Annotated in this window: 9 protein-coding genes; 3 read left to right on the top strand and 6 right to left on the bottom strand. The window is 70.9% G+C overall.

The genetic code is table 11. The features are described from left to right. Positions 1 to 121: 121 nt before the first annotated feature. The 6 genes from ABZ795_RS28620 to ABZ795_RS28595 form a co-directional block, all read right to left on the bottom strand. Entirely contained in the window at positions 122 to 1,189 is a 1,068-nt protein-coding gene (locus tag ABZ795_RS28620; protein ID WP_357532625.1) for a succinate dehydrogenase/fumarate reductase iron-sulfur subunit, read from the bottom strand. Beyond that, complete coding sequence (locus tag ABZ795_RS28615) at positions 1,189 to 3,159, bottom strand: fumarate reductase/succinate dehydrogenase flavoprotein subunit (protein WP_357532624.1); 1,971 nt, start codon at positions 3,157 to 3,159, stop codon at positions 1,189 to 1,191. Before ABZ795_RS28615 ends, ABZ795_RS28620 begins: the two co-directional genes overlap by 1 nt. A gap of 12 nt (positions 3,160 to 3,171) precedes the next feature. Further along, entirely contained in the window at positions 3,172 to 3,978 is an 807-nt protein-coding gene (locus tag ABZ795_RS28610) for a hypothetical protein (RefSeq protein WP_327024169.1), read from the bottom strand. A 270-nt stretch (positions 3,979 to 4,248) separates the two neighbouring features. Continuing rightward, entirely contained in the window at positions 4,249 to 5,649 is a 1,401-nt protein-coding gene (locus ABZ795_RS28605) for a metallopeptidase TldD-related protein (RefSeq protein ID WP_327024170.1), read from the bottom strand. After that, on the bottom strand, positions 5,646 to 7,082 hold the full coding sequence (locus ABZ795_RS28600; protein WP_327024171.1) for a TldD/PmbA family protein: 1,437 nt from the start codon (positions 7,080 to 7,082) through the stop codon (positions 5,646 to 5,648). The genes ABZ795_RS28605 and ABZ795_RS28600 overlap by 4 nt, the downstream gene beginning before the upstream one ends. A gap of 93 nt (positions 7,083 to 7,175) precedes the next feature. Further along, the gene (locus ABZ795_RS28595) at positions 7,176 to 9,320 is read right to left on the bottom strand and encodes a prolyl oligopeptidase family serine peptidase (protein WP_357532623.1); all 2,145 of its coding nucleotides are present in this window, start codon (positions 9,318 to 9,320) and stop codon (positions 7,176 to 7,178) included. Between the two features lie 86 nt (positions 9,321 to 9,406). Here ABZ795_RS28595 and mshB point away from each other — a divergent pair, with 86 nt between their 5' ends. The 3 genes from mshB to ABZ795_RS28580 all read left to right on the top strand — a co-directional run bounded on the left by mshB (position 9,407) and on the right by ABZ795_RS28580 (position 11,317). Then, complete coding sequence (gene mshB, locus ABZ795_RS28590) at positions 9,407 to 10,333, top strand: N-acetyl-1-D-myo-inositol-2-amino-2-deoxy-alpha-D-glucopyranoside deacetylase (RefSeq protein WP_327024173.1); 927 nt, start codon at positions 9,407 to 9,409, stop codon at positions 10,331 to 10,333. A 14-nt stretch (positions 10,334 to 10,347) separates the two neighbouring features. Next, the gene (locus tag ABZ795_RS28585) at positions 10,348 to 10,788 is read left to right on the top strand and encodes a hypothetical protein (protein ID WP_327027431.1); all 441 of its coding nucleotides are present in this window, start codon (positions 10,348 to 10,350) and stop codon (positions 10,786 to 10,788) included. A gap of 76 nt (positions 10,789 to 10,864) precedes the next feature. Continuing rightward, a complete protein-coding gene (locus ABZ795_RS28580; protein WP_327024174.1) occupies positions 10,865 to 11,317 on the top strand; it encodes a hypothetical protein in 453 nt (150 codons plus the stop codon). Positions 11,318 to 11,419 lie beyond the last annotated feature (102 nt).

Here is an 11,419-nt window from a genome sequence, read left to right as displayed (position 1 = left end):
GGTGGGGTGCGGGGTTCTTCCTCCACCCCCCATAGATCGCCTCCGGCGCGTCGCTTTGTCGGTGGCCCCGGGCGCCCCCCCCCCCCCCCCCCCCCCCCCCCCCCTCCCCCATTCGCGGTGGTTAGGGTTTTTCGTCCTGTTGGGGGTGGGCGAAGTTGAGGTGCTCGGGTGGGAGCGGGAAGGTCACGTCGTCGCCGAAGGGGCTGGGGGCGGCGGCGCGGTCGAAGGTGAGCTCCGTCAGGGGGAGCTTGCCGTTCGCGTCGACTGCCGGGGCGGTCGGGTGCGGCACCTCGCGGTGCCAGTTGACGCCCTGCTGTGCCTGCACCTCCGCGGCGGAGTCGTGCGAGCCGCCCGCGTGCGAGTGCACACCGTGGCCGGTGGCGCTGGAGCGCACCGCGCCCGGGGAGTGTTCACTGGTCACGCTGGTCTGAGGCACTTGACCCCTCCGGAAGATCTTGCTGCCGAGCCACACAAGAGGATCGTACCTGCGATCAACGACCCGTTCCTTCATGGGGATGATCCCGTTGTCGGTGATCTTGATGTGCTCGGGGCAGACCTCGGTGCAGCACTTGGTGATGTTGCAGTATCCGAGGCCCTGATCCGACTGTGCGTACTCCTTGCGGTCGGTCCGGGTGTCCAGGGGGTGCATGTCCAGTTCGGCGGCCCGGATGAAGTACCGAGGCCCGGAGAAGGCCGGCTTGTTGTCGTCGTGATCACGGATGACGTGGCAGACCGTCTGGCACAGGAAGCACTCGATGCACTTGCGGAACTCCTGTGAGCGTTCCACGTCGACCTGCTGCATCCGGTAGTCACCGGGGGCCAGGTCCGCCGGGGGAGCGAAGGCGGGGGTCTCCCGGGCCTTCTCGTAGTTGAACGACACGTCCGTGACCAGGTCCCGGATGACCGGGAAGGTACGCAACGGGGTGACCGTGACGGTCTCGTTCTCCTCGAAGGTCGACATCCGGGTCATGCAGCCCAGCTTGGGCATCCCGTTGATCTCCATCGAGCAGGAACCACACTTGCCGGCCTTGCAGTTCCACCGGCAGGCCAGGTCCGGCGCGTCCGTGGCCTGCAACCGGTGGATCACGTCGAGGACCACCTCGCCCTCGTTCACCTCGACGGTGTAGTCCTGCAACTCGCCACCGTCGGCGTCACCCCGCCAGATCCGGAACTGACGCTTCGTACCCATCAGCTGTTCTCCTTCTCGACGGCGTCGGTGGCCGCGGCTTCTGCGGCGGCGAGGGCGTCGAACTCGGCGAGTTCCTCGTCGGTGAGGTACTTGGCCAGCTCCGCGCGGTCGAACAGGCTGATCAGTTCGGCGCGCATCTTCGGCAGCGGCTTGCGGTCCAGCCGGACGGTGTCCCCGTCGAGCGAGCAGACCAGGTTGATCCGCCGCCACTGCGGATCCATGGTCGGGTAGTCCTCGCGGGTGTGTCCGCCCCGCGACTCGCGGCGCTCCAGGGCCGCCTTGGCGGTGCACTCGGAGACGACGAGCATGTTGCGCAGGTCCAACGCCAGGTGCCAGCCCGGGTTGTAGCGGCGACCCCCGGCCGCGCTGACCTTCGCCACCCGCTCACGCAGCTCCGCCAGCCGGGCCAGGGCGTCCTCCAGCTCGGCCTCCCGCCGGATGATGCCGACCAGGTCGCCCATCACCGCCTGAAGATCCTGCTGAAGGGTGTACGGGTTCTCCCCGGTGTCCCGCTGCAGCGGAGCCAGGGCGGTCTCCACGGCGGTCTCCACCGCGGTCACCGCCACCCGGGGACGGGCGGCCAACTGGTCGATGTAACCGGCCGCGTGGCCACCGGCCCGCTTGCCGAAGACCAGCAGGTCGGACAGGGAGTTGCCGCCGAGCCGGTTGGAGCCGTGCATACCCCCGGAGACCTCACCGGCGGCGAACAGCCCGCGCACCGAGCCGTACGCGGCACCGGTGTCCGGGTCGACCTCCACCCCACCCATCACGTAGTGGCAGGTGGGGCCGACCTCCATCGGCTCCTTGGTGATGTCGACGTCGGCCAGGCCCTTGAACTGGTGGTGCATCGAGGGCAGGCGGCGGCGGATCTCCTCGGCCGGCAACCGGGAGGCGATGTCCAGGTAGACCCCGCCGGCCGGCGTACCCCGGCCTGCCTTGACCTCGCTGTTGATCGCGCGGGCGACTTCGTCGCGGGGCAGCAGCTCCGGCGGGCGCCGGTTGTTGTCCGGGTCGGTGTACCAGCGGTCCGCCTCCTCGGGCGTCTCCGCGTACTGCTTGCGGAAGACGTCCGGGACGTAGTCGAACATGAACCGCTTGCCCTCGGAGTTCTTCAGGATCCCGCCGTCACCGCGCACCGACTCGGTGACCAGGATGCCCTTCACCGAGACCGGCCAGACCATGCCGGTGGGGTGGAACTGGAGGAACTCCATGTTGATCAGGGTCGCTCCGGCGCGCAGGGCCAGGGCGTGCCCGTCCCCGGTGTACTCCCAGGAGTTCGAGGTGACCTTGTAGGAGCGGCCGACCCCGCCGGTGGCCAGCACCACGGCCGGCGCCTCGAACAGGACGAACTCCCCGGACTCCCGGTAGTAGCCGAAGGCCCCGGCGATCCGGTCGCCGTCGAGCAGCAGCTCGGTGATGGTGGTCTCGGAGAAGACCTTGATCCGGGCGTCGTACGAGCCGAACTCCTGCTTGTCCTCCTGCTGCAGGGAGACGATCTTCTGCTGGAGGGTGCGGATCAGCTCCAGGCCGGTCCGGTCGCCGACGTGGGCCAGCCGGGGGTACTCGTGGCCGCCGAAGTTGCGCTGCGAGATCTTGCCGTCCTTCGTACGGTCGAACAGCGCGCCGTACGTCTCCAGCTCCCAGATCCGCTGCGGTGCCTCCTTGGCGTGCAGCTCGGCCATCCGGAAGTTGTTGAGGAACTTGCCCCCGCGCATGGTGTCCCGGAAGTGCACCTGCCAGTTGTCCCGGCTGTTCACGTTCCCCATGGCGGCGGCGGCGCCACCCTCGGCCATCACGGTGTGGGCCTTGCCGAACAGCGACTTGGAGATGATGGCGGTCTTCTTGCCGGCCAGCCGGGCCTCGATCGCCGCGCGCAGACCGGCGCCACCGGCCCCGATCACGACCACGTCGTAGTGGTGTCGTTCGATGCGGGTGGTGGTGCTCGGGTCGTGCTGAGAATTGGTCGTCATGGTGTGGGGCCCCTAGTTGATGAACCGCAGGTCGGAGATCCACCCGGCGGCGACGGACATGACGTAGAAGTCGGTCAGCGCCAACGTGCCGAGGGTGATCCAGGCGAGCTGCATGTGCCGGACGTTCAGCCAGGAGACGTAGCCCCAGGCCCGGTACCGGACCGGATGCTTGGAGAAGTGCTTCAACCGGCCACCGATGATGTGCCGGCAGGAGTGGCAGGAGATGGTGTACGCCCACAGCATGATCACGTTGCCGAGCAGGATCAGGTTGCCCAGGCCGAACCCGAAGCCCTCCGGGCTGTGGAAGGCGGCGATGGCGTCCCAGGTGTTGATCAGCGAGATGATCGCGGCGAAGTAGAAGAAGTACCGGTGCGAGTTCTGCACGATCAGCGGGAAACGGGTCTCACCGCCGTAGGAGGCGTGGCCGTCCGGCACCGCGCAGGCCGGCGGCGAGAGCCAGAACGACCGGTAGTACGCCTTGCGGTAGTAGTAGCAGGTCAGCCGGAACAGCAGCAGGAACGGCAGGGTGAAGGCGGCGTCCGGGATGATCCACCAGCCGGGTAGGTACTGCCCGAAGTGGGAGGCCTCCGGAATGCACCGGTCGGTCACGCAGGGGGAGTAGAACGGGGTCAGGTAGTGGTATTGCTCGACCCAGTACCACTTGTGCATGAAGACCCGGACGGTTGCGTACGCCACCCATGCGCTCAGGCCGATGACCGTGATCAGCGGGGCGATCCACCAACGGTCCGTACGCAACGTCTTCGCCGCGATGGCGGCGCGGGCGCGCGCCCCCCGCAGCTTCGTTGCCGATGATGTCATTCGTGTCGTCTCCCTGACGGGGCCCTCTCACGGGCGGCGGAACACTTCCCGGTCGGCACCCGGATCGGCGTTGCCGACTCCGTTTGCCACGTCATGCGCACACCAACGACCGCGCCGGGCGTACCGGAGCAGCTAAGTGACACACGTTACGCCGATCTAGGCGGGCCGTCCGCGCAAGGCAGTGTCCCGTGTGTCCCGCTCTTTGGAAACCCTCTCGCCATGATCAATATGCGAGCGTCCGAAAAAGATCGACCAGTGGCCGATGGCTGGTCAGCCGGACGCTCCTCCGGTGAAGTTCCATGCGGCCAGCCGCAGGGCGGGCGCCTCCCACCAGACCCCGTCCCACCGACCCGGCTGCCGGACCGCCCGCCGCCCCAGCTCCAGCACCCCACCCGGCCCCAGAGCCCGGGGGTACGACTCGGTGAACCGCAGATCGCGCACCGCGCGGGTGACCTGCCCATCCTCGACCAGCCACACCCCGTTGCGGGTCAGTCCCGTGATCACCAGACTCTTCGGGTCGAGTACCCGGGTGTACCACAGGTCGCTGACCAGCAGCCCGCGTGACATCCGGGAGACCAGGGCGGCAGTGTCCGCATCGGCCACCGCCCCGGCTGTTCCTGCGGCGGTTGTCGGGACGCCTGGGGTGTCCGTGGTCGTCGTGGCTGGAGCGAGGCGCAGGTTACGCGGGACCGGGCCGATCGTGCTGCTGCCGGTCCAGGCGTGCCCGGTGGACTCGCCGCCCACCTCGGCGGCGCTGCGCCGGTCGTGCACCACCGCCCGGGTGACGCCCGCCTCCACCAGGGGCAGGGTGTACGTCGGCGTACCCTCCAGATCGAACGGCAGCCCGGCGGCACCGAGCGGATCGTCGACCAGGGTCACCGCCGAATCGAACTGGGCCACCCCGGGCTCGGCGAAGGACTGCCCCTCGGCGTACTGCCTGCCGTTGAAGCCGTACCAGGAGAAATTCTGCAGCAGGTCGGCCACGGCGGCCGGTTCCAGCACCACCGGATACCGTCCGGGCGGCAACTCGATCGGGTCGGTCCCGGCGCGGGCCTTGGCGGCGGCCCGGCGCCCCAACTCGGCGGCGTCCAGGTCGGTCAGCCGCTGGGCACAGTCGCGGGCCGTGCCGTCGGCGCCGTCGGCCCGGGCTATCCCGTCCATCGCCGCCTCGACCGTGCGGCCCTGCACCGCCTGACCGGCCGAGTTCGCGAACGCCACCGTCCGTACCGCCGTCCGGCAGTAGCCGGCGGTCTCCAGGCCACCGGCCGCGTCGACGAAGGCCCGGACCAGCGCCGCCCGGTCATCTGGCCCGGCCTGCGCGGTGGCCGCGTCCCACGGCAGCGGGGCCGCCACCGGCTGCGGTGCGGTCAGCCCCGGCCAGGCCGGATCCCGGGGGGCGAACCGGGCCGCCGCCAGCACCCGTTCCACCAGAGCGCGCAGGTTCTCCGGGGTGGCCGTGGTGCCGCTACCGGCGACGGTACGACCATCCAGGTGGACCCGCAGCCGGACCTCCACGGCGGACTCGGCGACGTTCTGGTGGATCGCCGAGTTGGCGAACCGGGTCAACGCCAGCTCACCCCGGCTGACCGTCACCTCGGCCTGCGCACCCACACCCCCGAGCCGGCCGACCAACTCCACCACCTGCCCGGCCAGCCCCAACTCACTGCTCACGCGTGAACTCCTACCCGGACGTTGCGGAAGCGGGCCGGGGCGGCCGGGTGACCGGTGTGCCCGATCTGACCGGGCTGGCCCTTGCCGCAGTTGGGGGTGCCCCAGGAGACGATCTCGGAGGAGAGCATGTCCATCGAGCGCCAGAACAGCGGCCCGATGCCGGTGTAGGTGGGGTTACGCAGCATCCGCCCGCGCCGGCCCTTGCGGATCTCCCACCCGATCTCGCAGCCGAACTGGAAGTTCAGCCGTTTGTCGTCGATCGACCAGGACCGGTTGATGTCCATCAGCACCCCCTCCTCCGTGGCGGCGATGATCTCCTCCAGGGTGTGCGGGCCCGGCTCCAGGCCGACATTAGTCATCCGGACCATCGGCAGCCGGGCCCAGCCGTCGGCGCGTACGCTGCCGCCGTAGTCCAGGCCCGCGACGGCGGCCGAATCCCGCCCGGCCAGCACCCCCACCCACCGCCCGGCGCGTACCGCGTCGCGTCTGACCGCCGGGGAGCCCTCGTCGTCGTAGCCGAAGCTGCCCAGCGCGCCCGGGATGGTCGGGTCGATGGTGATGTTCATCAGCTCCGAGCCGTAGCGCAGCGAGCCGAGCTGGGCCAGGTCCAGCCAGGAGGTACCGGCGAAGGCGGCCTCCCAGCCGAGGATGCGGTCCAGTTCGATGGCGTGTCCGACGGACTCGTGGATCTGCAACGCAAGCTGCTCGCCGCCGAGGATCAGGTCGGTCTCCCCGGCCGGGCACAGCGGCGCGGTCAACAACTCCCGCGACTCCTCCGCGATGCGCGCCGCGTGGGCGGTCAGGTCCAGCGAGTCGACCAGCTCCCAGCCGGTGGTGCCGTACTGCCCTCGGTAGCTGGGCCAGGATCGGCGTTGGGTCTCGCGGTCGCCGATGGCGGTGGCCGAGATGCCGCCGCCGCATTCCCGGATGTGCTGGTCGATGCGGTGGCCCTCGCTGGAGACGAACCACTTCGTGGTGTCCCAGATCTGGTAGAGCCCCTCGGCGAGGTCGGCCCCGTGGTCGACCGCCGTGGCGGTGGCGGCCACCAGCAGGTCACCCTTGGTGGCCAGGGAGACCGCTAGCGGGTCCACATCGTACGGTGACGACCAGCTGGCGGTGGTCGGGGTGACCGGGACCAGGTCGACCGGGGGGCCGGGGACCAGGCCGCTGGCGGCGGCGGTCCGGGCGGCCCGGTGGCCGGCCTCGCGGGCGGCCCGGTCGGACAACTCCGGTACGGCGTGGAAGCCCCAGCTCGCCCCGACGAGCGCCCGTACGCCCAACCCCAGGCTCTCGTCCTGGGTCAGCGCCTCAATCTCGCCGTTGCGAGCGGACATCGACTCGTAGCGCCGGTGCATCACCCGGGCGTCGGCGTACCTGGCGCCCGCGTCCAGGGCGGCCTGCACGGCCGCGGTCGCCACCTCGAACTCGCTCATGGGCCGACCCTAGGCGAGCCCACCGACGACCGCTGACCGGTTTGTTAACCGGGGACCCCTGCTCTACCGCAGGCGTTAATAAGGTGCCCTTCCTTACATCAGGTGGGTGCGGAGGAAGTCGAGTTCCAGGCGGAGGAGGCGTTCGGAGAGGCCACCGGCGGCCATGTGGGTCGCGCCGGTCAGGGGGATCACCGAGTGCGGCCGGCCGGCGGCCAGCAGCGCCGCCGACAGGCGCAGGGTGTGGGCGGCCACCACGTTGTCGTCGACCATGCCGTGCACCAGCAGCAAGGGGCGGGCCTGCGCCGGGTCGGTGACCGGCTCGGCGGCCAGGTCGACCAGCGAGTGGTGGGCGTACACGTCCAGGCCGTCGTCCGGCATCCCCAGGTAGCGCTCGCTGTACGCGGTGTCGTAGAGGGCCCAGTCGGTGACCGGGGCACCGGCGATCCCGCACTTGAACAGCTCCGGATGACGCAGCACCGCCAGCCCGGCCAGCCACCCGCCGAAGGACCAGCCGCGTACCGCCACCCGATCCAGGTCCAGGTCGGGATGCTTGTCGGCCAGGGCGTGCAGCGCATCCACCTGGTCGGCGAGGATCACGTCCGCGACCCGCCGGTGGATGGCCTTCTCGTAGGAGGGCGCGATGCCCGGGGTGCCCCGGTTGTCGATCACGACTACCGCGAAGCCGGCGTCGGCCCACCACTGTCGTTCCAGCCAGGCCGATCGCGCGGCCACCACCTCCTGGTGGCCCGGCCCGCCGTAGATGTCCAGCAGCACCGGCAGCCGTCGGCCGGTGACGTAGTTCTCCGGGTAGAGCACCGCCGAGGGCAGCCGCCGGTCGGTCACCCGCTCCAGCAGGGGCAGCGGGGAGTACGACGGGGTGGCGGCCAGCGACCGCAGGGTGGCCACCTCCCGGTCGCCCTGGCGTACGGTCCAGCGGATGCCGGGATGGTCCAGTGAGGCGGTGCCGATGACCAGTACCTCCCCGCCGACCGCGGCGGTGTGCCAGCCCGAGTCGGTGGTCAACCGGCGGGCGTCCACCCCGCCGCCGATGCTGGTACGCACCCGGAACAGGTGCTGCTCGCTCGGCTCCCCGTCACTGGCCTCCACCAGCAGGTCCGCCGGGCCGCTGACCGTGGCCAGCCGACCGACCACCCGGCGTACGTACAGCGAGGGTGGGGTCAGCAGGGTGCCGTCGGCGAAGAGGCAGCGGGCGTCGTACCCGTCGTGGGCCAGTTCGCCGCCGACCAGCACCCGCCCGTCGGGCAGGTGGGCCGGGGTGCCCGCGATCGGCTCCACCCAGCGGGGGTCGGCCAACTCGGCGTGCACCTGGGTCTCCCCGGTACGCGGGTCGATGGCCAGCACCAGCCCGTGCTGTTGGGAACGGCGCAGCACGGTGATCAGCGGAGCGCCCTCGGCCCAGTGCACCGCGGTCAGGTACGGGTAGGTCTCCCGGTCCCAGTGCACATCCACCCAACCCCCGTCGAGGTCGAGCAGGTGCAGGCTGACCTCGGCGTTCGGGCCACCCGCCACCGGGTACGCGACACTCTCCGGTGGGCTGGCCGGCTGGGCGGGGTCGTGCAGGTGCCAGCGGGGCAGTCGGGTCTCGTCGACCCGGGCCGCCAGCACGGAACGACCGTCCGGCGCCCACCAGTAGCCCCGGTACCGGTGGAACTCCTCCGCGGCGATGTGCTCGGCCAGTCCCCAGACCACCCCGGAGTCCTCACCGGCGAGGATGCTGTCGGTGCCGTCGCCGTCGACCACCCGCAACTGCCCCCGGCGTACCCCCTCGGCCGTGTCGGTGACGTACGCCAGCCGTTGGCCGGTCGGATCGGGCCGGGGGTCGAGGACCGGCCCGGCCACCGGCACCTCGATCACGTCGCCGTGCACCAGGTCGGCCCGGAACAGCCGACCGGCCAGCGCGAACACCGCCACCCGACCGGCGGAATCCAGGGCGTACGACCCGATGCCGGAGGCGGACAGCCGCATCCGTTCGCGGCGGGCCCGTTCCCCGGGGCTCAGCGCGGCGGGGTCGGCGTCCGCCCCGAGCAGGGTGAGCGGGCAGGCGACCAACCACTCCTCGCCGCTGGCGACGTCCAGTTGCCACAGCGCGTCGGCCGGATCCTGTGGGCCGCTGGAGCGCAGGAAGACCACCCGGGCTCCGTCGCCGGCCACGGTGACCGCGCGCGGCGCCCCGTGGCTGAACCTGCGGGTGCGGGCGGCCAGCTCGGGAAAGTCCACAGGCCAGATGGTAGGCCCGCGGCCAGTGCAATGTGAGCGACCTGCGGGGACGCGTACGGACCGGCGCGGACAAACCGCCGGTTAGAGTGACCGTCGTGACGACGCTGCCCGACCGCCGCCTGTTGCTGGTCCACGCGCATCCCGACGACGAGACCATCGGCACCGGTTCGACGATGGCCTACTACGCCGCCGAGGGTGCCCACGTCACCCTGGTCACCTGCACCCTGGGTGAGGAGGGTGAGATCCACGTCCCGGAACTGGCCGGGCTGGCCGCCGCCGAGGCGGATCAACTCGGCGGGTACCGGATCGCCGAACTGGCCGCCGCCTGCGCCGAACTCGGCGTCACCGACCACCGGTTCCTCGGCGGGGCGGGTCGCTACCGGGACTCCGGCATGATGGGCCTGCCCACCAACGCCAACCCGCGCGCCTTCTGGCAGGCCGACCTCGACGAGGCCGCCGGCTATCTGCTGGAGGTCATCCGGGAGATCCGCCCGCAGGTGGTCATCACCTACGACGACAATGGGTTCTACGGCCACCCGGACCACATCCAGGCGCACCGGGTGACGATCCGGGCGGTCGAGCTGGCCGCGGGGGAGGGCATCGGCCCGGCGAAGGTCTACTGGACGGCGATGCCGCAGAGTGTCCTGGAGGCGGGGATGACGCACTTCGAGGAGGCCTCGGACAACCCCTTCGCCGGCATCACGGACGCCACGGAGCTGCCCTTCTGCACCCCGGACCCGCAGATCGCGGCGCGGATCGACGCCACCGAGCAGCACGCGGCCAAGGAGGCCGCGATGCGGGCGCACGCCACCCAGATCCCGGCCAACTCCTGGCTCTACTCGATCGCCGGCAACTTCGGTGCCGAGTTCATGGGAGTGGAGTACTTCACCCTCGCGGTCGGCACCAAGGGGCCGGGCAGCGGCCCGTACGGTTGGGAGTCGGACCTGTTCGCCGGGCTGGACCTGGGTGGGAGTCCGCAGCCGTCGGCGGTCCTCTCGGCCGGTCAACGGTGAGCTCGTCCGCCGCGATGTCGGTCGCCCCGCAGGAGCAGCTCCCGCCGCCGCCCAGGGCGGCCGGGGTGCGGCGTGTCCTCGACATGGGGCTGCGGGTGACCGGCGGGCTGGTGGCCGTGGTCGCCGGTGCGGTGACCGCGGTGCTGGAGCTGCTGCTGGCGCCGTTGCGGGTCGGTGGCTACCTGATCGGGGTGGCGGCGCTGGTGGCCGTGGTGGTGAACATCGCGCTGAGCTGGTTCGCCATCGAGACGGTCGGCCGGCGCTGGGCGGTGGCCCTGCCGGCCCTGCCCTGGGTGGTGATCATGATCGCTGCCGCCGACCGGACCGCTGAGGGTGACGTGCTGCTGATCGGCAACTGGGTGGGGCTGGCCCTGGTGGTGGTCGGGGCGATGGCCTTCGCGGTGACGGCCTTCCGGTCGATCGTCGCCGGGCCCCCCAGACCCGGTCGCTACTGACGGCGGCACCGCCGGAGTGGTAGATATTCCTGCCAAGAGTCCGCCACGAGGCGGACGGTACGGCGGGAGGCGTGCGATGGGTCAGCGGTGGCGCGCGGTCGGAGTACTCACGATCGCGCTGTTCGCAGTCAACGTGGTCGCCCGGTTGATCATCCGGTTCGGCTTCGACGGTGACGAGGCGGCCGCCGACCGGGTGACCCTCGGGATGTTCGTGGTGATCGGCTTGATCCTGGCCGGAACCGCCATCGCCTGGGGGCAGTCCCGCCCACCGGCGCAGTGGGGCGCCGAGGTCGCCGCCGCGATCGGCATGGCGCTTGCCCTGACCATGCTGGTGGGACCCCTGCTGGTCGGCCAGAACCCCTTCGGCAGCGGCAGCGCCACCTTCTTCTGGCAGGTCCTGCTCTACCTGCTGGCCACGAGCATCGGTGCCATCCTCGGCCACCTGCTCCTCACCACCCTGGGCCGCGACTACCGCTCCCAGCGCCTACAACGCCTGGCCCAATCCGCCCCCACCAAACCCCGCCGCTAACCCCCACCCCCACCCCCTCTCACCCACCCCCACCCCCTGATTCGCCCCGTTGATCATGAGGTTGGCGGCAGTTGTCGATCTCCACGATGCCGCCAACCTCAT

Origin of the sequence: Micromonospora sp. NPDC047134, from assembly GCF_040643455.1 — a bacterium.
Taxonomy (GTDB): Bacteria; Actinomycetota; Actinomycetes; order Mycobacteriales; family Micromonosporaceae; genus Micromonospora.
Note: the sequence above shows the minus strand (reverse complement) of the source record. Positions and strands in the feature narration are given on the sequence as shown.